The 22,414-nt window shown below is 67.0% G+C and carries 17 protein-coding genes and 1 tRNA gene; 16 read left to right on the top strand and 2 right to left on the bottom strand.

From position 1 onward, the window contains the following. The first annotated feature begins 14 nt into the window (after positions 1-14). The 4 genes from LGR54_RS16870 (at position 15) to LGR54_RS16855 (ending at position 3,405) form a co-directional block, all read left to right on the top strand. On the top strand, positions 15-1,514 hold the full coding sequence (locus tag LGR54_RS16870; protein ID WP_230363137.1) for a tripartite tricarboxylate transporter permease: 1,500 nt from the start codon (positions 15-17) through the stop codon (positions 1,512-1,514). Between the two features lie 89 nt (positions 1,515-1,603). Then, positions 1,604-1,679 (top strand) — tRNA-Lys (locus LGR54_RS16865). A gap of 455 nt (positions 1,680-2,134) precedes the next feature. After that, positions 2,135-2,410 carry a hypothetical protein gene (locus tag LGR54_RS16860; RefSeq protein WP_230363136.1) on the top strand — a complete coding sequence of 92 codons (276 nt, stop codon included), beginning with the start codon at positions 2,135-2,137 and terminating at the stop codon, positions 2,408-2,410. A gap of 26 nt (positions 2,411-2,436) precedes the next feature. After that, the gene (locus LGR54_RS16855) at positions 2,437-3,405 is read left to right on the top strand and encodes a transglutaminase family protein (RefSeq protein WP_230363135.1); all 969 of its coding nucleotides are present in this window, start codon (positions 2,437-2,439) and stop codon (positions 3,403-3,405) included. A 77-nt stretch (positions 3,406-3,482) separates the two neighbouring features. On the opposite strand, the gene LGR54_RS16850 is transcribed toward LGR54_RS16855, so the two are convergent. Beyond that, complete coding sequence (locus tag LGR54_RS16850) at positions 3,483-4,574, bottom strand: alkene reductase (protein WP_230363134.1); 1,092 nt, start codon at positions 4,572-4,574, stop codon at positions 3,483-3,485. Between the two features lie 160 nt (positions 4,575-4,734). On the opposite strand from LGR54_RS16850, the gene LGR54_RS16845 reads away from it, so the two are divergent. The 11 genes from LGR54_RS16845 to LGR54_RS16795 all read left to right on the top strand — a co-directional run bounded on the left by LGR54_RS16845 (position 4,735) and on the right by LGR54_RS16795 (position 20,381). Continuing rightward, positions 4,735-5,202 (top strand): MarR family winged helix-turn-helix transcriptional regulator, encoded by a 468-nt coding sequence (locus tag LGR54_RS16845; protein WP_230363133.1) that lies wholly within the window; start codon positions 4,735-4,737, stop codon positions 5,200-5,202. Positions 5,203-5,211: 9 nt separating this feature from the next. After that, positions 5,212-6,333 (top strand): HlyD family secretion protein, encoded by a 1,122-nt coding sequence (locus LGR54_RS16840; protein ID WP_230363132.1) that lies wholly within the window; start codon positions 5,212-5,214, stop codon positions 6,331-6,333. Between the two features lie 128 nt (positions 6,334-6,461). Further along, positions 6,462-8,018, top strand: coding sequence for a DHA2 family efflux MFS transporter permease subunit (locus tag LGR54_RS16835; protein ID WP_230363131.1), 1,557 nt, complete (start codon positions 6,462-6,464; stop codon positions 8,016-8,018). 207 nt (positions 8,019-8,225) lie between these two features. Next, positions 8,226-9,518: a nicotinate phosphoribosyltransferase gene (pncB, locus tag LGR54_RS16830; RefSeq protein ID WP_230363130.1), complete on the top strand. Its 1,293-nt coding sequence runs from the start codon at positions 8,226-8,228 to the stop codon at positions 9,516-9,518. Positions 9,519-9,904: 386 nt separating this feature from the next. After that, entirely contained in the window at positions 9,905-11,140 is a 1,236-nt protein-coding gene (locus LGR54_RS16825; RefSeq protein ID WP_230363129.1) for an SH3 domain-containing protein, read from the top strand. Between the two features lie 134 nt (positions 11,141-11,274). Beyond that, the gene (locus LGR54_RS16820; protein ID WP_230363128.1) at positions 11,275-12,273 is read left to right on the top strand and encodes a Gfo/Idh/MocA family protein; all 999 of its coding nucleotides are present in this window, start codon (positions 11,275-11,277) and stop codon (positions 12,271-12,273) included. A gap of 13 nt (positions 12,274-12,286) precedes the next feature. Further along, positions 12,287-13,441, top strand: a complete 1,155-nt coding sequence (locus tag LGR54_RS16815) for a DegT/DnrJ/EryC1/StrS aminotransferase family protein (RefSeq protein WP_230363127.1) — start codon at positions 12,287-12,289, stop codon at positions 13,439-13,441. A gap of 201 nt (positions 13,442-13,642) precedes the next feature. After that, positions 13,643-14,236, top strand: coding sequence for a Uma2 family endonuclease (locus LGR54_RS16810; RefSeq protein ID WP_230363126.1), 594 nt, complete (start codon positions 13,643-13,645; stop codon positions 14,234-14,236). Between the two features lie 33 nt (positions 14,237-14,269). Beyond that, positions 14,270-15,799, top strand: a complete 1,530-nt coding sequence (murJ, locus tag LGR54_RS16805; protein ID WP_230363125.1) for a murein biosynthesis integral membrane protein MurJ — start codon at positions 14,270-14,272, stop codon at positions 15,797-15,799. A 161-nt stretch (positions 15,800-15,960) separates the two neighbouring features. Then, positions 15,961-17,187, top strand: a complete 1,227-nt coding sequence (locus LGR54_RS16800; RefSeq protein ID WP_230363124.1) for an efflux RND transporter periplasmic adaptor subunit — start codon at positions 15,961-15,963, stop codon at positions 17,185-17,187. 17 nt (positions 17,188-17,204) lie between these two features. After that, complete coding sequence (locus LGR54_RS16795; protein WP_230363123.1) at positions 17,205-20,381, top strand: efflux RND transporter permease subunit; 3,177 nt, start codon at positions 17,205-17,207, stop codon at positions 20,379-20,381. A gap of 87 nt (positions 20,382-20,468) precedes the next feature. Here LGR54_RS16795 and LGR54_RS16790 read toward each other — a convergent pair whose 3' ends face one another. Further along, on the bottom strand, positions 20,469-21,089 hold the full coding sequence (locus LGR54_RS16790) for a helix-turn-helix domain-containing protein (RefSeq protein WP_214010451.1): 621 nt from the start codon (positions 21,087-21,089) through the stop codon (positions 20,469-20,471). 160 nt (positions 21,090-21,249) lie between these two features. On the opposite strand from LGR54_RS16790, the gene LGR54_RS16785 reads away from it, so the two are divergent. After that, on the top strand, positions 21,250-22,251 hold the full coding sequence (locus LGR54_RS16785; protein ID WP_230363122.1) for a threonine/serine dehydratase: 1,002 nt from the start codon (positions 21,250-21,252) through the stop codon (positions 22,249-22,251). Positions 22,252-22,414 lie beyond the last annotated feature (163 nt).

Here is a 22,414-nt window from a genome sequence, read left to right as displayed (position 1 = left end):
AGAGAGTTAAGTCCATGGAAATCTTCGATCATCTGGCGCTGGGCTTCTCGGTCGCCTTCACCTTCCAGAACCTGTTCTACTGCTTCATCGGCGTGCTGCTGGGCACGCTGATCGGCGTCCTGCCGGGGCTCGGCCCGGTGCCGACCATCGCCATGCTGCTGCCGATCACCTTCGGCCTGCCGCCGGTCTCGGCGCTGATCATGCTCGCCGGCATCTATTACGGCGCGCAATATGGCGGCTCGACCACGGCGATCCTGATCAACCTGCCGGGCGAGAGCTCGTCGGTGGTGACTGCCATCGACGGCTACCAGATGGCGCGGCAGGGCAGGGCGGGCGCGGCGCTCGCCACGGCGGCGCTGGGCTCCTTCTTCGCCGGCTCGGTCGCCACCTTCCTGCTCGCCGTCTTCGCCCCGCCGCTCGCCGAAATCGCGCTGAAATTCGGACCACCGGAGTACTTTTCCCTGATGGTTCTAGGGCTTGTCGCCTCGGTGTCGCTGGCCTCCGGCTCAGTGGTGAAGGCTCTGGCGATGGTGGTGCTGGGCATTCTGCTCGGGTTGTCCGGGCAGGATGTCTATACCGGCACGCCGCGTTTCACCTTCGACATCGTGGAACTCGCTGACGGTATCGAGTTCGTGGCGCTGGCCATGGGCCTGTTCGGCCTGGTGGAAATCATCCGCAACCTCGAGGACGAGCACACCCGCACCGTGATGGTGCAGAAGGTGCAGGGCCTGATGCTGTCGAAGGAGGACTTCAAGCGCATCATCGCCCCGGTGCTGCGCGGCACGATCCTCGGCTCCTTCCTCGGCATCTTGCCGGGCGGCGGCGCGATGCTCTCCTCCTTCGCTTCCTATTCGGTGGAGAAACGGGTTTCCAAGTACCCGCAGCAGTTCGGCAAGGGCGCGATCGAGGGCGTCGCCGGGCCGGAGAGCGCCAACAATGCCGGCGCGCAGACCTCCTTCATTCCCATGCTGACGCTGGGTATCCCGTCCAACCCGGTGATGGCGCTGATGATCGGCGCGCTGATCATCCAGGGCATCGTGCCGGGCCCCAATGTGGTGAACGAGCAGCCGAATCTGTTCTGGGGCATCATCGCCTCCATGTGGATCGGCAATTTCATGCTGGTGGTGCTGAACCTGCCGCTGATCGGCATATGGGTGCGGCTGCTCACCGTGCCGTACCACATCCTGTTCCCGCTGATCATCGGCTTCTGCTGCATCGGCGTCTACAGCGTGAACAACAACGTCTACGACGTCTACGCCATGGCCGCCTTCGGCGTGTTCGGCTACCTGCTGGTCAAGCTGGATTGCGAGCCGGCGCCGCTGCTGCTCGGCTTCATCATCGGACCGATGCTGGAGGAGTATCTGCGCCGCGCCATGCTGATCTCGCGCGGCGATCCCAGTGTGTTCGTCACCCGCCCGCTTTCGGCGGTGATGCTGGGCATCGCCGTGCTGGCACTGACGTTGGTGTTGCTGCCATCTGTGCGTAAGAAGCGCGAAGAGGCATTTAAAGAGTAAAAAATTGCCCGGGCCGGTAGACAGGCCCGGGCGGCTTTGGTACATGACCGCCGCTCGCGACGGAAATGCCTTCGCGAAGCACCCCGGTCGGGCGCATAGCTCAGTTGGTAGAGCAGCTGACTCTTAATCAGCGGGTCCTAGGTTCGAGCCCTAGTGCGCCCACCACTCTCAGAGAGTGGCACTACCCGACCGGTTTGCTGCTCAGCTTGCAAACTATATTATCCTTGGTGCGTCACGGCAGGCTTGGTCGTGGCGAGTTTCGGTCGTTTCGACAGCCGCGGACACGTTTCGTGCGGCGAGTATGCGACGTTGAAAGACGTCGACGCACCTGACAGGAGAAACAGGCCATTCAAAACTCCGGCACCCTCTGCGCCCGCTGCCTGCGCTGCGGACGGCGATCCATCCTCGGCCGTAGCGACCAATTGAACGCGCTTCCCGACAATGCGGAGGCCCAGCGGGCCCAGCTGCGCTGCGACATTTGCGGTGGGCGCCGGATCGAGCTCGTCCACGCGCAGGGGCCGACGGAAGTCGTGGCGTTCATTTCCGGGCGGAGCTGACGGCGAACCAAACACTCTCCTGTGCGTTGTGCTTGCGAGCCGGTTCAGAACAGGAGAGCGGAGATGGCGAAGCCCGACCCCTCGAAGGCGTCCGACGCGGACGGTAAAAAAATGCCTCCTCGTGCTCGCGCGTCGCGTCCGAGGACCGCGCCGGCACGGGCGCCGCGGATGATCGAAGACATCGTCTCCACCCTGCCGGACATGCCGCTGCCTGATGAAGCGGGCCTCGATCCTCCGAGCAGGCGTGCCATGGGGCTGCCGGAACGAAAATATTCGTTCAACGCTTTGATCGCGGTTGGCATCGCCGGTTTTCTCGTCGGTCGTTTGCTGTCACGCTGAACGCCGATCCGTAAGGAATTTCCTGCATGCAAACTCTCACCGTGCGTCACGTCACGCACTACACCTATGCCAACCCGGTGGTGTTCCAGCCGCACCGGCTGATGCTGCGCCCGCGCGACAGCCACGACCTGCGGCTGGTCGGCGCCGAGCTGACGCTGTGGCCGCATGGCAATATCCGCTGGATGCACGACGTGTTCGGCAATTCCGTCGCGGTGGTGGACTTCATCGAGCCGTCCAACGAGCTGAAGATCGAGAGCGTGCTGACCATCGAGCGGTTCGGCCTCGGCGCGCCGATCTTCGAGGTCGAGGAGGGCGCGGCCACCTATCCCTTCGTCTATTCGACCGACGACCGCACCGATCTCGGCCGCATGCTCGAATGCCACTATCCCGATCCCAATGGCGAGCTCGAAGCCTGGGCCAAGGGGTTCATCGCCAGCCGGCCGACCGACACCATGGCGCTGCTGTCGGACATCAATGCCGGCATCCACACCGGCTTCGCCTATCAGGTGCGGCACGAGCAGGGCACCCAGCCGCCGCTGGAGACGCTGCGGCTCGGCTCGGGCTCTTGCCGGGATTTCGCGCTGTTGTTGATCGAGGCGGTGCGCGCGCTGGGCTTCGGCGCACGGTTCGTCACCGGCTATCTCTACGATCCGGCGCTCGATGGCGAGAATGCCGGTATCGTCGGCGCCGGCGCCACCCATGCCTGGGCCGACATCTATCTGCCGGGCGCCGGCTGGATCGAGTTCGACCCGACGAACGGGTCGATTGCCGCCGACAATCTCATCCGGGTGGCGGTGACCCGCGATCCCGCTCAGGCGGTGCCGGTCGCCGGCGGCTTCACCGGCCTGGTGGGCGATTATCTCGGCATGACCGTCGACGTCTCCGTGCGCTCGCCGCAGCCAGAGACCGACATGGCGGAGCCGGTCGCCTCCGAGCTGGCGGAAGGGCAGTCCGAGGCGGTCGCGAGTGCGCCATCGGAAACGGCGGCCGCCTGAGACGGGCACAGGCCGGATCAAACGAAAGGGCCGCCTCTCGGCGGCCCTTTGCTTGCGTTGCTTCGCGTGCCAGCTGATCAGGCGCCGGCAGATTCCAGCGTCGGATAGTCGGTGTAGCCCTTCTCGCCGCCGCCATAGAGGTGGTCGCGGTCGAGCTCGTTGAAGGGCAGGTCCTTCTTCAGCCGTTCCACCGTGTCGGGCGAGGATATGAACACCTTGCCGAAGGCGACGAGATCCGCCTGGCCGGTCGACACCACCTGCTCGGCCATCGCCTTGTCGTAGCCGTTATTGACCATCCAGGTGCGGCTGAAGCGCTTGTGCAGGGCCTCGAAATCGAAGCCGGGCACGATGTCGCGCGGCCCGCCGGTGGCGCCCTCGATCAGGTGCACATAGACCGGCCCAAGCTTCTCCAGCACGTCCACCACATGGGTGAACAGCGCGGCCGGGTCGCTGTCGGTGAGGCCGTTGGCCGGGGTCACCGGGGAGATGCGGATGCCGGTGCGGTCGGCGCCGATCTCGCCGATCACCGCTTCCGTCACTTCCTTGAGGAAGCGGACGCGGTTCTCGATGGAGCCGCCATACTGGTCGGTGCGCTGGTTGGCGCCGTCGCGCAGGAACTGGTCGATGAGATAGCCGTTGGCGGCGTGGATCTCGACGCCATCGAAGCCGGCGGCGATGGCGTTGGCGGCCGTCTTGCGGAAGTCGTCGACGATGCCGGGGATTTCGTGGGTCTCGATCGCGCGTGGCGTGTCGACCTCGGTGAACTGATTGTTCACGAACGTCTTGGTCTCGGCACGGATGGCGGAGGGGGCCAGCGGCGCGGCGCCGCCCGGCTGCAGCGAACGGTGCGAGACGCGCCCGACATGCCAGATCTGCACGAAGATGCGGCCGCCCTTGGCGTGTACCGCCTCGGTGATCGGCTTCCAGCCCTCGATCTGCTCGGGAGTGTAGAGGCCGGGCGTGTCCTGATAACCCTGGGCGGTGTCGGAGACCTGGGTGGCCTCGGTCACGATGAGGCCGGCGCTGGCGCGCTGGGCGTAATACTTCACGGACAAGGGGTTGGGCACATTGCCTGCCACCGCGCGGTTGCGGGTGAGGGGAGCCATGACGATGCGGTTGGCGAGCGTGATGCCGCCGAGGCGATAGGGCTCGAAAAGCGAGGTGGTCATTCGGAAATGTCCTCGAATGGGGAACGTTCCCGTTTCAGATAGATACCGTTGTGCGTCGCACCAGATATCCCGAAGGCACGAGCTTGCGCTACTTTAGTAGGGTATGTGTCATGTTGTGCGTGATAATAACGTGCGTTATATTATGCCACGTAGGTGAGAGATGAGCTGCCAACCCGACTTCGATTTCCTGTCGCTGCTGCACGAGCTGGCGCATCTGATGCGTACCAAGTTCGACCAGCGGGCGCGCGCCTATGACATGACGCGAGCCCAATGGGTGATCCTCGTCAAATTGCAGCGTTCGCCGGGGCTGACGCAGAACGAGCTGGCGCAGCTTGTCGAGGTCGAGCCCATCACCGTCGCCCGGCTGGTGGATCGCCTGCAGGCGCGTGGTTTCGTCGAGCGGCGGCATGATCCGCATGACCGGCGGGTCTGGCGGCTGCATCTGTTGCCCGCCGCAGGTCCGATCATCGGCGAGATCGCCGAGGCCCGCAAACAGATGGTGGCCCAGCTTCTTGGAGCCAATGTGACGCCGGAGGCGGTTGCCGAGATGGAAGCCACCCTCGGCCTGATGAAGGCCAATCTGAACAGTGAAAGCCGTGCTCCGAACTCGTCGGAACCCGCCGCGTGAGACCGTCCCATGCTTGACCGCACCAAAGATTCCGCTGCCGGCGAGGCTGACGCGAAGCCGGCGCCTCCGGCCGTCACGCCGAGGCGTCGGGGCCGCCTGCGGGCACCGCTGATGCTCGGCGGCATCGCCGTGGTAGCGCTCGGCGCCGGCTATTTCTGGCTCACCGGGGGGCGCTACGTCTCCACCGACGACGCCTATGTGCGGGCCGGCAAGCTGATGGTGTCCACCGACGTGTCCGGCCTCGTCACCGATGTCGACGTCAAGGAAGGCCAGCAGGTCGCGGCCGGCGACGTGCTGTTCCGTGTCGATCCGCGCCAATACGAGATCGCGGTGCACAACGCGCAGGCCAATCTCGACCAGACCCGGCTGACGCTGGAATCGATGAAGGTCGACTACCAGCGCATGGCGAGCGACATCGCCGCCGCCAATGCCACGGTGCAGAACGACCAGGCGATCTTCGACCGCTACGACGTGCTGGTGAAGGACGCCGCCGCGGTGTCGCGTGCGGCGTATGATCAGGCTCGTTTCACGCTGGAGACCGATCGGGCCAAGCACGATTCGATCAAGCAGCAGGCGGCGGTCCTGCTCGCCAAGCTGGGCGGGCATCCCGACCTCGCGGTCGAGCAGCATCCGCTCTACCTCCAGGCCAAGGCGACCCTCGACGAGGCGCAGCGCCAGCTCGACCATGCGGTGGTGCGGGCGCCGTTCGCCGGCACCGTGACCGAGGTCGATAGCCTCCAGCCCGGCCTCTATCTGGTCGCCGCCACCGCGGCGCTCACCAGCCAGGGCGCGGTGGGGTTGATCTCCGCCGACGACATGTGGGTCGAGGCCAACATCAAGGAGACCGACCTCTCCCATCTGAAGCACGGCGACAAGGTCGATGTCAGCATCGACGCCTATCCGGGGCACAACTGGACCGGCGTGATCGACAGCATCGCGCCGGCGAGCGGCGCGGAGTTCTCCGTGCTGCCGGCGCAGAACGCCAGCGGCAACTGGGTGAAGGTGGTGCAGCGCGTGCCGGTGCGCATCCGCGTCGAGCACAAGGCCGACGATCCGGTGCTGCGTGCCGGCATGAGCGCCTTCGTCGCTATCGATACCGGGCATTCGCGCAGCCTGCGCGACATTCTGTGATTTCCCCATCGGCTGCTTCCGCCCCCCAAAGCAGCCGGTCGAGACGGGTGGGGTGCGGCCTTACCGGCCGGTGATCCCGCCCGTCTCATCGCTCCTCCGGCCATTCGCCGGTCCATGAGGCATGGAACATGTCCGTCGCCGCTTCCGCCGCCGCTTCCGCGCGTCCCGTCGGCGCCACCCGCGCGATCATCACCGTCTGCGCGATGACGGCGACGCTGATGCAGGCCCTCGACGGCACCATCGCCAATGTGGCGCTGCCCTATATGCAGGGCTCGCTCTCGGCCACCGCCGACCAGATCACCTGGGTGCTGACCTCCTATATCGTCGCCGCCGCCATCATGACGGCGCCGGTCGGCTGGCTCTCCGCCCGCTTCGGCCGCAAGAGCGTGTTCCTCGCCAGCCTGATCGGCTTCACCATTGCTTCCATGCTGTGCGGCGTGGCGCAGTCGCTGACCCAGATGGTGATCTTCCGCCTGGCGCAGGGCGTGTTCGGCGCGGCACTGGTGCCGCTGTCGCAGGCGACGATGATGGACATCTACCCTGCCCACCAGCGCGGCCAGGCAATGGCGATCTGGGGCATGGGCGTCATGCTCGGCCCGATCCTCGGCCCGACGCTCGGCGGCTGGCTGACCGATGCCTATAATTGGCGCTGGGTGTTCTATGTGAACCTGCCCTTCGGCCTGCTCGCCTTGGCCGGGCTGGTGGTGTTCATGCAGGACGAAGGCCGCAACGATGCGCTGCGCTTCGACTGGACCGGCTTCGGAGTGCTGGCGCTCGGCATCGGCGCCTTGCAGATGATGCTGGATCGCGGCGAGCAGCTCGACTGGTTCGGCTCCACCGAGGTGGTGGTGGAAGCGGTGCTGGCCGGGCTCGGCCTCTATCTCTTCGCCGTGCACATGATGACGCACGAAAAGCCGTTCCTGAGCCCACGGCTGTTTCGCGACCGCAACTTCGCCGCCGGGCTCGTGATCATGTTCGCCATCGGCCTGGTGCTGCTCGCCACCTCGGCGCTGCTCGCGCCTTATCTGCAACGGCTCAGCGGCTATCCGGTGCAGACCGCCGGCCTTTTGATGGCGCCGCGCGGCTTCGGCACCATGGTCGCGATGATGATCGCCGGGCGGCTGGTGTCGCGCTTGGACCCGCGGGTCGTCATGTTCGGCGGCCTCGCCATGATCGCCTGGAGCCTGTGGGACATGACCGGCTGGACGCCGGACATCGACACCCACTCGATGATCATCAACAGCATCGCCCAGGGCGCGGGTCTCGGCTTCGTGTTCACGCCGCTCACCGTCGTCGCCTTCGCCACGCTGACGCCGGAGCTGCGCACTGACGGCACCGCGCTGTTCAGCCTAGTGCGCAATGTCGGCAGCGCCATCGGCGTGTCGATCACCTCGTTCCTGCTGGCGCAGAACACCCAGATCATGCACGCGCAGATCGCCGAGCATGTGACGCCGTTCAATTCCGCGGTGCAGAGCGGCGGCGCCTACCAGTTCTGGAACATCGCCAATCCCTCGACGCTGGCCGCCCTCAACGCCGAGATCACCCGCCAGGCCACCGCCATCGCCTATGTCGACGACTTCAAGCTGATGATGCTGGTGACGCTGCCGACCGCGCTGCTGCTGCTGTTGATGAAGACACCGTCGCGGGCCCCCACGGCCGACAGCCATGTCGAGGTGCTCGACTGATCCCGGGTCGTCTCGCGCGGTCGAGAGTGGCGGTCGGAAGCCGGGATCGGCGCCTTCGACCGGCGCTTTCCACGGGGGCAGTCGTCTCGGCCGCGATGTTGGAATAGCTCCAACGTCAAGGGCTTGGAGCGATTGTTGCCCTCGAGGTCATTTCGGTCTGCCCGGAATATGTTCTAGAAGAGGCTCGCCGGAACCGGGCTGGGCTTCATGATCGACATCGCATCGCGCGTCTACAATCACACCTGGAAGATCGATCCGATCGTCCGCTCCGTGCTCGACACGGACTTCTACAAGCTCCTGATGGCGCAGACGATCTATCGTCGTCATTTCCATACCCGCGTCACCTTCGGCATCATCAACCGCACCCGGCGCGTGCGCATCGCCGACTTCGTCGACGAGAGCGAATTGCGCGAGCAGCTCGACCATGTGCGCACGCTCAGCCTGACGCGCGGCGAATCCACCTGGCTGCGCGGCAACATGTTCTACGGCAAGCGCCAGATGTTCTCGCCGGATTTCATCGCCTGGCTCGAGAGCTTCCGCTTCCCGCCCTATCACCTCGAAAAGCGCGACGGCCAGTTCGAGCTGACCTTCGAAGGGCCGTGGATCGAAACCACGATGTGGGAAGTTCCGGCGCTCGCCATCATCAATGAGCTGCGCTCGCGGGCGGTGCTGCGCGGCCTGGGGCGCTTCGAATTGCAGGTGCTGTACGCCCGCGCCATGACCCGGGTGTGGGAAAAAGTGGAGCGGCTGCGCGCGCTCGAAGGGGTGAACGTCGCCGATTTCGGCACGCGGCGGCGGCACGGCTTCCTGTGGCAGGACTGGTGCGTGCAGGCGATGATCGAGGGGCTCGGCGAGAGCTTCCTCGGCACCTCCAACTGCCTGATCGCGCTCCGGCGCGAGGTGGAAGCGACCGGTACCAACGCGCATGAGTTGCCCATGGTCTACGCCGCGCTGGCCGACACCGACGCGGAGCTCGCCCGGGCGCCCTACCGGGTGTTGCTCGACTGGCAGCAGGATTACGAGGGCAATCTGCGCGTCATGCTGCCCGATACGTTCGGCACCACCGGCTTCCTCGCCGATGCGCCCGACTGGGTAGACCAGTGGACCGGCATCCGCATCGACAGCAAGGAGCCGATCGCCGGGGGCGAGGAAGCCATCGCCTGGTGGCGCGCGCGGGGGCAGGATCCGACGCAGAAGCTGGCGATCTTCTCCGATGGTCTCGACGTCGAGGACATCGTCCGCATCCACCGGCACTTCCATGGCCGCATGAAGCTTGGCTTCGGCTGGGGGACCCTGCTCACCAACGACTTCCGCGGCTTCGTCGCCGATGGCGGGCTCGACCCGATCTCCATCGTCTGCAAGGTGATTTCGGCCGATGGGCGCCCCACCGTGAAACTCTCCGACAACCCGACCAAGGCGATGGGGCCGGCGGAGGAAATCGCCCGCTACAAGCGGGTCTTCCATGTCGCGGAGCAGGCGGAAAGGGAGATCATGGTGTGAGCGGGGCTGAGGATAACTTGCCCGCAGCGGGTATCGAGGTAGCGTTGGCCGCGCAGGCACAGAAAGCTTGGCCAAGAGTTGCCGCAATCCACCTCCATGGTGAAAATTGAGTCGTGTGTCTTTCTTGCATCAAGATACCTTCTGCCGGTACTGTGCCGCCGGCTGAAGAATCGACGCAGGGTGGATGAGTCGGTGCGGGGCACGTGGCCCTGCCGGAAAGAGTTAGGCGTAACGCATGATGGACGGATTTGACCGCGGGTTCCGGCGGAAGGGCGCAATGGCCGCAAATGGCTATAGTGACATTGGTCTTTCCGATTCGCCTCGCTGCTGTCCGTCTCAGGCCTCGGTTCTTCGCGTCCTGCGTCGGTTGAAGGGCTGAAGTCGCCATGACGACCAACGCGCAGGGACGATCCGCTTCAGAGCTTTCCGCTTCGCTGGTACGCGACTATCGCGCCATGATCAGTTCGCTGGAGCAGACGAGGCCCGAAGGGCCGGCGTTGCCGCCCCAGGCCGTAGAGACATCCTCCTCGGAGGCGCCGGGCATGTCTGAACGAAAAATGGCCGAGCCGGTGATTCGGTCGCTGCGAGCAACCCCGGCAAGTTCCGCCCCGGCAGGTTCCGAGACCCGCCCCGCGCCGCTGGGTTTTGCCGAGTTGCGCAGCAAGCTCTCGGCGCTCAGCGATACCCGAAACATCATCTCCTCACGCCGGCCGGCGGATGCCGCGGCGACTGAGGCCGCCGCCGCGTCGCCCGCCGGCTCCGCCGAGGCGGCTGTCGACGCGCAGGCCGCCCGCCGGCGCATGTTCGGCGCTCCCAGTCGTACGGAGAGCGAGCCGGTTACGCGCCGCCGCCGCCCGGCCTCCCGCGAGGCCTTTACCTGGCAGCGCCTCGGCGTGCTGGCGGTCTGCATCGCGGCTCTCGGCGGCGCGGCGATGGCCTTGCAGTCCGTCGTCGGGCGTGACGAGGCCCGGGTGGCGCCGGAAGTGATCGGTAATGCCGCCATTGCCGCGGTCGCGCCCTCGGCCCCCGCGCCGGCCGTTGCCGCACCGACCCGTGTCGCCGTCGTCGAGCCGGCCTCGCCGCCCGCGCCGGTGCTTCGGATGACCGAGGCGGTTACCCCGCCGCCGGTCATGCCTTCGATCTCCGCCCGTACATTGCTGGCGCCGGAGCCGACCGAGCCCGGGCCGGCGGTGCGCGGCCTGACGGCCTTTGCGGCGCCGGAACCCTCGCCGCTTGCCGTCGTCGCGCCGGAAACCGAATTGCCGCGTCGGGCACCGCTGCCGCCGCCGGCACCGCCGCGTCGCGTCGCCGCCCTGGCTCCGGCCGCGGCGGCCCCTGCTGTCGCCGTACAGGCCGATGAGGTCGCCGATGCGGCCGTTTCCTCGGAGACGAGCGGCGCCGCGCCGACCGGCGGGGCGACGATCCGCTCGCCGGTGACCATGCGCACCGCTCCCAACAAGGGCGCGGCGGCGATGCAGACGCTGAAGAGTGGCCAGCAGGTCGAGCTGGTGGCGTGCGGCAGCTGGTGTGAGATCGTCGCCGACGGCAAGCGCGGCTTCATCTACAAGACCTTCCTGAGCCCCGGCGCTCCCAAGGAAGCGGATGCTTCCGGCACCGAATAGCTGCCGCCCGGCGGCCGATTTGCGGTAACACGCTGAAGCAAAGAGTGAAGCGCCGGCCACGGGTCGGCGCCTCGCCAGCCTGACGGGCGCATGTTAGACGGCGCTGGTCACGCTGGCAGTCAAGGAATCCTCGCATGTCGAACAGCCTGAAAGAGGCGCCCCGCACGGTTCGTGTCGGTGTGGTGGGCGTCGGGGTCATGGGCGCGAACCATGCCCGCGTGCTGGCCGACCTGCCGGGAGCCGAACTGGTCGGCATCGCCGATCCCGATGCCGCCCAGGCCGGGAAGGTCGCGGGGCTGCTCGGCTGCGCCGCGGTCGCGGACATCGAGGCGCTCACCGCGCTCGGCGTCGACGCGGTGGTGGTCGCCGCTCCCACGCATCTGCACCACGACGTGGCGCTGGCCGCCATCGGCGCCGGCGCGCATGTACTGGTGGAAAAGCCGATCGCGCCGAGCGTCGCGGAAGGCGAGGCCATCGTCGCCGCCGCCAAGGCGCGCGGCGTCGCGCTGATGGTCGGTCATGTCGAGCGCTTCAATCCGGCCGTCGAGGCGGTGAAGAAGGCGATCGAGGGCGAGGAGATCCTCTCCATCGGCATCACCCGCGTCGGGCCGTTCCCGCCGCGCATGTCGAATGTCGGCGTGGTGATCGATCTCGCGGTGCACGACATCGACCTGATCTGCCATTTCACCGGCTCGGAGATCGCCGAGATCCAGCCGCAGGTGAAGGCGGCGGTCGCCGAGCGCGAGGATATCGCGCTGCTGCAGTTCCGCACCGCCAACGGCGTGCTGGCGCACATCAACACCAACTGGCTGACGCCGTTCAAGGCGCGCACGGTGCATGTCGCCACCCGCAAGAAATACGTCATCGGCGACCTGCTCACCCGGCAGGTGACCGAGTGCTTCGACTACAAGCCGGATGGCAGCTATTCCATGCGCCATTTGCCTGTCGCCTATGCCGAGCCGCTCCGGGTCGAGCTGTCGCGCTTCCTTGCCGCCGTGCGCGGGGAGGCGGCCCCGCCGGTGACCGGCGAGGACGGTGTCGCCAGCATCGCCACCGCCATCCGTTGCCTGGAAGGCCCCGATGCCGCGCGTCCGGCTTCCGTTTCGACCGCGCGCGTCCGCGCCGCCGTCTAGTCCGAGGACAGACATGAACGACCATGTGACCGCCAACGCCGCGCCGCTCCCCTTCATCGATGTCGGCGCGCAGCGCGCCCGGCTCGGCACTCGCATCGACGAGGCGGTGACGCGCGTGCTCAACCACTGCCGGTTCGTCAACGGACCGGAAGTCATCGAGCTGGAGAAGCAGCTGGCGGAGTTCGCCGGCGCCAAGCACGCGATTTCCTGCTCCAGCGGCACCGATGCGCTGGCCATGCTGCTGATGGCCTGGGGCGTCGGGCCGGGCGATGCGGTGTTCTGCCCCTCCTTCACCTTCTGCGCCACCGCCGAGGTGGTGCCGTGGGTCGGGGCGACGCCGGTGTTCGTCGACGTGCTCGCCGACACCTTCAACATGGACCCGGCCAGCCTGGAGGCCGCCATCGCGGTCGCCGAGCGGCAGGGGCTGAAGCCCCGCGTGGTGATCCCGGTGGACCTGTTCGGCCAGCCGGCCGATCTCGACGCCATCCTCGCCATCTCGACGGCGCATGGGCTGAAGGTGCTGTGCGACACCGCGCAGGGTTTTGGCGCCACCTGGAACGGCAAGCGCACCGGCTCGTTCGGCGATGCCACCGCCACCAGCTTCTTCCCGGCCAAGCCGCTCGGCTGCTTCGGCGACGGCGGCGCGATCTTCACCGATGATGACGAGCTCGTGACGGTGCTCAAGAGCGTGCGCGAGCACGGGCAGGGCGTCGACAAATACGAGAACGTCCGCATCGGCATGACCGGCCGGCTCGACACCATCCAGGCGGCGATCCTTTTGGAAAAGCTGGCGATCTTCGAGGACGAGGTCGCCGCCCGCGACCGCGCCGCCAAGCGCTACAACGAGGCGCTGGCCGATGTCTGCATCGTGCCGATGGTGGATCCGCGTGCGACCTCGGTGTGGGCGCAGTACACCATTCGCCTGCCGCACGGCGTGCGCGACGGGCTCGCCGCGACCTTGCAGAAGGAAGGCGTGCCGACGGCGGTGTATTACCGCATCCCGATGCACAAGCAGCCGGCCTATGCGCAGTACCCGGCCGCCGGCAACGGCCTGCCGGTGAGCGAGGCGCTCTCCGGCGAGGTGATCAGCCTGCCGATGCATGCCTATCTCGACGAGGCCTCGCAGGACCGCATCATCGCCGCCGTGCGCCGGGCGCTGGGGAAGTAGGGCAGGGCGCCTGCCTCCGATCTCGATGGACACAATGAAATGCCCGGACCCGCGTCCGGGCATTTTCTTTTGTGGCGGGGCAGGCGGCGCAGGTGCCGGGAGGGGCGGGCGGTGCCGGTACCGGCCGTTCGGCGAAACGGAGTCGCCAGCCATTACGGGCTCTCGTAGACTATGCCGGTGTTATTGCTGGAGCCGCCTTCGATGGCACCGCCCGCCCTGAAGCGCATGTCGCCCGAAGAATTCTATCGCTGGCCCGGCGAGGAGGGCGTGCGCTACGAATTGGTGGACGGTTTTCCACTCAAGGCGATGACCGGGGCGAGCCAGCGACACGATACGATCATGCTGAATGTTCTGGCGACGCTGCGTCGGAAGTTGCGTGGTTCCCCCTGCCACGCGCATACGGCCGATATCGCGGTGGCCACCATGTCCGGCAATATCCGTCGCCCCGACGCGCAGGTCGATTGCGGTACGCGCGCCGACACCGCCTTCGAAGCAACCTCTCCCTGTCTCATCGTCGAAGTGCTGTCGCCTTCGACACGGCACACCGACCTCGTGAACAAGCTCGAGGAATACAAGGCGTTGCCGTCGCTCGCCTATATCCTGCTCGTCGAGCCCGACCTGCCGCGGGCGCTGCTGTGGTGGCGGGCGCCGGGCAGCGCGTGGGAAATCGTCCAGTTCGACGGCCTCGACGGGATCATCGTCCTTTCCGCCATCGGCACCGATCTCGCCATGGCCGAACTCTACGAAGATGTCGCCTTCCCCGATCCGCTGGCGGGCGAGGGCGGGCTCCGTTAGGTTCCCGCGACGCTCAACGACGCCGGACATTCCATGATTCGCAGCATCTTCTCGGTCGGCGGCTGGACGCTGCTGTCCCGGCTTACCGGCTTCGCGCGCGACATCATGATGGCGGCGGTGCTCGGCGCCGGTCCGGTGGCGGACGCCTTCTACATCGCCTTCCGCCTGCCCAACCATTTTCGCGCCATCTTCGCCGAGGGCGCCTTCAACACCGCCTTCATCCCCGCCTATGCGCGGGTGAAGACGCAGGAGGGCGACGCCAAGGCGGCGCGCTTCGCCGATGGCGTGCTCTCGGGCGTGGTGGTGGTGCAACTCGCCTTTCTCGTCTTCGCGCTCATCGCCACGCCGCTGGTGGTGGCGACGCTGGCGCCCGGCCTCGCCGGCGACCCGGAGCGCTTCCAGCTGACGGTCGGCTATACCCGCATCACCTTCCCCTATCTCGGGCTGATCGCGGTGGTGACGCTGGTCGGCGGCGTGCTGAACGCCAATGAGCGCTTCTGGGCGGCGGCGGCGGCCTCGATCCTGCTCAATGTCGCGATGGTTGGCACGCTCAGCGTCGCCGGCTGGTTCCCGACCGCCGGCGACGCGGCGGCCTGGGGTGTGCTGATCTCCGGCTTTCTGCAGGTGGGGCTCTTGGTGTTCGATGCCGAGCGGCACGGGCTGGGGCCGCGATTCGAATGGCCGCGCCTCGATCCCGAAACCCGGCGCTTCCTCGTCGCGCTGGGGCCAGCGATCCTCGGGGCCGCCGGCGTGCAGCTCGCCATCTTCGCCGACACGCTGATCGCCTCCTTCCTGCCGCAGGGGGCGATCGCGGCGCTGTTCTATGCCGACCGCATCAACCAGCTCCCCATCGGGGTGATCGGCATCGCCGCTGGCATCGTGCTGCTGCCGGAGATGTCGCGCCGCCTCGCCGCCGGCGACGAGGAGGGCGCGCGGCACGCGCAGGCACGGGCGGTGGAACTGACCATATTGCTCGCCCTGCCGTTCCTCGCCGCCTGCCTCGTCGTGCCCGAGCAGATCATGCGCGGGCTGTTCCTGCGCGGCGCCTTCACCGGCGAGGCGGCGCGGGCGGCGGCGCAGACGCTGGCGGCCTACACGATCGGCCTCATTCCCTTCGTGGTGCTGCGCGCCTTCATGGCGCCGTTCTATGCCCGCGGCGATACCCGCACGCCGGTGATCGCCACGCTGGGTGCGGCGGCGGTGAACATCGCGCTGAAGGTGTGGCTGATGCACGACTTCGCGCAGGTGGGCCTCGCCTTCGCCACCTCGGTCGGCGGCTGGATCAGCCTCGTCGTGCTGATCGGCTTCGCGCTGCGCCGTGGCTATGGCTGCGGCGATAGGGCGCTGCTCGCGCTGCTGCCGCGTCTCGCCGCGATCGGGCTTGGCGTCGCAGCGGTACTCTACGTCACCACGCGGTTCGGCCAGCCGCTGATCGCCACGCTTCCGGGCCTGCACGACGAGGCGATGCTGGCGCTGTGCGTTGCGGTGGCCGGCGCCGCCTATGTGGTGCTGGTCGGAGTTCTGGTGGGACGGCGACGGCTGAAAATGCTGTTGAAACCGTGACCGGCGAATTCGATAGGATCGATTTTTATTGCTTACGCAGTGCAGCAAAACTGTGGTACCAGCCTAGCCAGAATGCCGGTCGATGAGGGATGGCGGCCCTATCGGACGGCCCGACGTGTTTGTTGCGCGCGTCGGAGATTGCACGTTCCGGAGTCGAACTCATGACGTTTCCTGCGCTTCGCCGCTTTGCCCCCGTTTTCGTCCTCGCCGGCCTCGGGCTCGGCCTCGCCGCCTGCTCGGAGCAGAAGCCGCAGGGGAGCGCGCCGCCGGCGGCGCCGGTGACGGTCGCCAAGCCGCAGGTGAAGCAGATCACCGACTATGACGAATATGTCGGGCGCTTCACCGCGATCGACCTCGTCCAGGTCTTCGCGCGGGTTTCGGGCTATCTCGACAACATCAACTTCACCGACGGCCAGATGGTGAAGAAGGGCGACTTGCTGTTCACCATCGACCGCCGGCCGTATCAGGTGGCGCTCGATCAGGCGAACGCGAACCTGCAGAAGGCGCAGGCCGATGTCGACTTCGCCGCCTCCGACCTGCAGCGCGCGCAGACGCTGATCGAGGACAAGACCTCGACCGCCATCTCCCGGCAGACCTTCGACCAGCGTCAGCAGACCGAGCGTTCGGCCCGTGCCGCGGCGGCGGCGGCGCAGGCGGCGGTTCACGCGGCCCAGCTCGACCTCGAATTCACCGAACTGCGCTCGCCGGTTACCGGGCGCATCGGCGACCGCCGGGCCTCCGTGGGCAATCTGGTGACTGGCGGCACGGGCGGCGTCAACACCAACACGCTGCTCGCGACGATCGTGTCGACCGACCCCATCTATTTCGAGTTCACCTTCGACGAAGCTTCCTACATCCGCTACCAGCAGATGGATAAGATCAGCCGCCAGTACGGCTCGATCACGCCCATTCCGGTGAGCCTCGGCCTCATCAACGAGACCGGCTTCCCACACAAGGGCGAGATGAACTTCGTCGACAACGCCATCAGCGAAAGCACGGGCACGATCCGCGGCCGCGCGGTGTTCGCCAATCCCGATGGCAGCTTCACGCCGGGCATGTTCGGTCGCATCCGCGTGCCCGCCTCGGCGCCGCATGACGCGGTGCTGGTGCCGGACGTCGCCATCGGCACCGAGCAGACCCGCAAGTTCGTCTATGTGATGCAGCCGGGCAGCGAGCCGCAGGTGCCGCAGATCAAATACGTCACCCTCGGCCGTCAGGAAGACGGGCTGCGCGTGATCACCTCGGGCCTCAACAAGGACGATCTCGTGGTGGTCAACGGGCTGGTGCGCATCCGTCCCGGCGCCAAGGTGGTCGGCAAGCCGGAAGAGCCCAAGCCGGCGGCCGCCGCCCCGGCAGGCGAAGGCACCGCCGCCAAGCCCGCCAACTGAGCGCGGGAGCCCCGATCATGAAATTCTCGCACTTCTTCATCGATCGCCCGATCTTCGCCTCGGTGGTTTCCATCGTGGTGATGATCCTCGGCGCGGTCGCCTATATCTCGCTTCCCGTCGCGCAATATCCCGACATCGCCCCGCCGGTGGTGAACGTCACCGGCCAGTTCCCCGGCGCCTCGGCCGAGACGGTGGCCGATACCGTGGTCTCGCCGATCGAGCAGCAGATCAACGGCGTGGAGGGGATGCTCTACGTCTCCTCCAACTCCACCGCCGATGGCCGCTTCTCCATCGCGGTGACCTTCGACATCGGCACCGACCTCGATATCGCGCAGGTGCAGGTGCAGAACCGCGTCGCGGTCGCCACGCCGCGCCTGCCGCAGGAAGTGCAGCAGATCGGCGTCACCGTCGCCAAGTCCTCGCCGGACATCCTGATGGTGGTGAGCCTGTTCTCGCCGGATGACTCGCGCGACAGCCTATTCATCTCCAACTACGCCAACCTGCAGATCAAGGACCAGCTACAGCGCGTGCCGGGCGTCGGCTCGATCACCGTGTTCGGCTCGCGCGACTATGCGATGCAGGTCTGGCTCGACCCGCAGAAGCTGCAGGCGCTGGGGCTCGCCCCGACCGACATCACCGCCGCGCTGCAGGCGCAGAACGTGCAGGTCGCTTCCGGCGTGCTGAACGCGCCGCCGGTGGACAAGCAGCTCGCCTTCCAGGTGGCGGTGCGCACGCTCGGCCGCCTGTCGACGCCGGAGGAGTTCGGTAACATCGTGGTCCGCCAGTCCGGCAATGCGGTGGTGCGGCTGCGCGACGTGGCGCGCATCGACATCGAGGGACAGGACAATTCCTCGATCTCCTACTTCGATTCCAAGCCCTCGGTAGCGCTCGGCATCTTCCAGCTGCCCGGCTCCAACGCGCTGTCCACCGGCCAGGCGATCGAGGCGGAAATCAAGCGCATCGCCCAGAGCTTCCCGGCCGGCGTCGCCTATTCGACCGCCTACAACCCGACGCAGTTCATCGCCGAATCGGTGAAGGCGGTGGAACACACCATCTTCGAGGCGATCATCCTGGTCGTCATCGTGGTGGTGCTGTTCCTGCAATCCTGGCGGGCGGCGATCATCCCGATCCTCGCCATTCCCGTGTCGCTGATCGGCACCTTCTTCATCATGAGTCTGTTCGGCTTCTCGCTGAACAATCTGTCGCTGTTCGGCCTCGTGCTGGCCATCGGCATCGTGGTGGACGACGCCATCGTGGTGGTGGAAAGCGTCGAGCATAATATCTCGACGGGACTTTCCCCACGCGACGCCGCCTACAAGACCATGGACGAGGTGGGCGGTGCGCTGGTGGCGATCTCGCTGGTGCTGGCCTCGGTGTTCATTCCCTCGGCCTTCATCACCGGCATTTCCGGCGAGTTCTACCGCCAGTTCGCGCTGACCATCGCGGGCTCGACGCTGATCTCGCTGCTGGTGTCGCTGACGCTGTCGCCGGCGATGTGCGCGCTGCTCCTGAAGTCGCACGATCCCGACTACAAGCCGGCCTGGTACGCCCGGCCGATCACCGGCTTCTTCCACTACTTCAACAAGGGCTTCAACGGTCTGTCGCGCGGCTATGGCTGGCTCACCAGCAAGCTGGTGCGGCTCGCCGTGGTGGTGCTGATCGTCTATGTCGCCGTCCTCGCCGGCGGCCTCGAACTGTTCCGCTCGACGCCGCAGGGCTTCATCCCGGCGCAGGACCGCGGCTACCTGATCGTCGCCTCGCAACTGCCGGGCGGCGCCGCGCTCTCGCGCACCAACGAGGTGATGACGCAGGCGGCGCAGAAGGTGCTGGCGACGCCGGGCGTCGCCCATGTGGTGAACATCGTCGGCTTCTCCGGCGCCACCTTTACCAACGCGCCGAATGCCGGCGCCATGTTTGTCATCCTCGGCCCGGCCGATGAGCGTGCCAAGCATCCCGAGCAGTCGGCGACGGCGATCCAGGGCGCCCTGTTCGGCAAGCTCGCCTCGATACAGGAAGCGTTCATGATCGTTGTGCAGCCGCCGCCGGTGAACGGCATCGGCAATGCCGGCGGCTACCGGATGATGATCGAGGATCGCGGCGGGCGCGGCTACGAGGCGCTGCAGGGTGCGGTCTACGCCATGATGGGCCGGGCCAACCAGACGCCGGGTCTCAAGCAGGTCTACTCGCTGTTCGAGACCTCGACGCCGCAGCTGTTCCTCGACATCGACCGCACCAAGGCGCAACTGCTCGGCATCAACATGGCCGACGCCTTCTCGACGCTGCAGACCTATATCGGCTCGACCTATGTCAACGACTTCAACCTGTTCGGCCGTACCTACCGCGTGCAGGCGCAGGCCGATGCGCCCTTCCGCCTGACGCCGGAAGACCTTTTGAGGCTGCGGGTGAAGAACGCCAGCGGCGAGACGGTGCCGTTCGGCTCCTTCGCGACGGTGCGCGACATTTCCGGCCCCTTCCGCGTGCCGCGCTACAACCTCTATCCGGCGGCCGAGCTCGACGGCGACGTCGCCGGCATCTCGCAGGGCCAGGCGATCCAGCTGATGCAGCAGATCGCCGCCGAGACGCTGCCGGACGGTTTCTCCTATGAGTGGACGACGCTGGCCTTCCAGCAGCAGCGGGCGGGCAACACGGCGATCTTCGCCTTCGGGCTCGGCGTGGTGTTCGTCTTCCTGGTGCTGGCGGCACAATATGAAAGCCTGACACTACCACTGGCGGTCATCCTCATCGTGCCGATGTGTCTGATCGCGGCGGTGACGGGCATTCTGCTGCGCGGCCAGGACAACAACATCCTGAGCCAGGTGGGCTTCATCGTGCTGATCGGTCTCGCGGCGAAGAACGCGATCCTGATCGTGGAGTTCGCCAAGCAGCTGGAAGACCAGGGCTCGAACCGCTTCGAGGCGGCGACCCAGGCGGCTCAGCTGCGCTTGCGCCCGATCATCATGACCTCGCTGGCCTTCATCCTCGGCGTGGTGCCGCTGGTGATCGCCACCGGCGCCGGCTCGGAACTGCGCCAGGCGCTGGGCACGGCGGTGTTCTCCGGCATGATCGGCGTGACCTTCTTCGGCCTGCTGTTCACCCCGACCTTCTATGTGGTGTGCCGCTGGCTGGCGAGCTTCGGCGAGAAGCGCCGGGCCCGGAAGAATGAGGAAAAGGCCGTGGCGAGCGGCGCCCACTAGGCCGCACGCCCCCCAAGAGAAAAGGCCCCGCTGCCGATGGCAGCGGGGCCTTTTTCATGTGGCGGCTGGCCGGCTGGCCGGTGCGGCTCAGTCCAGCACGGCGGCCTTCAGCAGGCAGACCATGGTGGCGTGCGCCGTCTGGGTGCCGGTGTTGCGGATGACGTGGCGGCGGTCGCAGCGATAGCGCAGCGTCTCGCCGGCGCGGGCGAGCTCGGTAGTGTCGGCGCATTCCACCTCCAGCTCGCCGGACAGCACCGACAGGCATTCGATGGAGCCGCGCTGGTGGCCGTCCGACACCAACTCGCCGCCGGGCTCGGCGACGAAGTCGAACCATTGCAGCCATTCCACCGTCTTGATCCAGCCGGTGATGGTGAGGCGGCACTTGCCGTCCTCGGAGACGAGGATCGGCGTGTCGGCACGGGTGAGGTGCTCGACGAAGGGCTCGTCATCGGTGGCGGCGAGGAAGCGCTCGATGGAGACGTCCAGCGCCTGCGACAGCCGCCAGACGGTGGCGAGCGTCGGGTTGGTCTCGTTGCGCTCGATCTGGCTGATGATCGACTTCGCCACGCCCGACTGCTCGGAAAGTTCGGAAAGCGACAAATTGTAGGTCTTGCGCAGCCGCTGGATGGTGCGGCCGAGCTGGCCGGTGATGGCCAGGGCGCCGGCTTCCATGCCGCCACGATCCATGCTGCGCGTGCGGCCGGACATGCTGTCTCCTTCCTCGATGAAGGCGAATTTTAGGGTGCCGCCCCCCATGGGCGCAAGCGCCGGGGCGTCCGGTGCGGCGGCCACGAACAATGTTGTGCTCACCCGATGGTGCAACGACAAGGGTCGTGCGGAATCGTTCCGCCGGCGCTAGATTGCCGGCATGACCGAGCCTCTCCTCCCCAATTTCGACGATGTCGTTTCCGCCGCCGACCGCCTGCACGGCGTGGCGGTGCGTACCCCCCTGCTGAATTCGCCGCGTCTCGACGCGCTCACCGGCGGGCGGGTGTTCCTCAAGGCCGAGCCGTTGCAGCGCACCGGCTCGTTCAAGTTCCGTGGCGCCTATAACCGCATCTCCCGCCTGCCGGAGAGCCAGAAGATCGGCGGCGTGGTCGCCTGCTCCTCCGGCAACCACGCGCAGGGCGTGGCGGCGGCGGCGACGCTGATGGGCATGCCCTCGGTGATCGTGATGCCGAAGGACGCGCCGGCGATGAAGAAGGCGCGCACCATCGCCTTCGGCGCCGAGGTGGTGGAGTACGACCGTGAGACCGAGGATCGCGATGCCATCGCCAACGCCATCGCCGCCAAGCGCGGCGCGGTGTTTGTGCCGCCCTATGACGATTTCTACATCATCGCCGGGCAGGGCACGGTGGGGCTTGAGATCGTGCGCGACCTGTCGGGGCGCGACCTCGCGCCGGATGTGGTGATCTCCAACGCGTCGGGCGGCGGGCTGGTGTCCGGCATCGCGCTGGCGGTGAAGGAGATGTTCCCCGATGCGCGGGTGCTGACCGCCGAGCCGGCCGGCTTCGACGATCATGCGCGCTCGTTCCGCTCCGGCGGGCGCGAGCGCAACAACCGCGTCTCCGGCTCGATCTGCGACGCGCTGCTGGCGTCGACGCCGGGGCAGCTGACCTTCCAGATCTCCTCGCAGCTGGCGGGCGAGGGCGTCTCCGCCACCGACGAGGAGGTGATGCGCGCGGTCGCCTTCGCCTTCGAGGAGCTGAAGCTGGTGGTGGAACCGGGCGGAGCGGTGGCGCTGGCCGCGGTGCTGGCCGGCAAGCTCGACCTCACCGGCAAGGTGGCGGCGGTGGTGCTGTCCGGCGGCAATGTCGATGCTGCCATGTTCGAGCGCTGCCTCGACTTCGCGGCGGGTCAGCGGGCCTGAGCGGCACGCAAGGCGGACCGACGGGAGGCCTCACAGGGTGCGTCGATTTCGATGGCTGGTCTCTAGAGCCACCTCATCCCGAGGTGCGAGCGATACCGAGTTTCGAAGGAGGCTCGGTAAAGCGCCACTGACGACCATCCTTCGAGGACCGCCTGACGGCGGG

The organism is Ancylobacter sp. Lp-2 (assembly GCF_020523795.1).
In the GTDB taxonomy this organism is placed as follows: domain Bacteria; phylum Pseudomonadota; class Alphaproteobacteria; order Rhizobiales; family Xanthobacteraceae; genus Ancylobacter.
The sequence above is the reverse complement of the archived record's forward strand: the minus strand, read 5'-3'. Positions and strand labels throughout refer to the sequence as shown.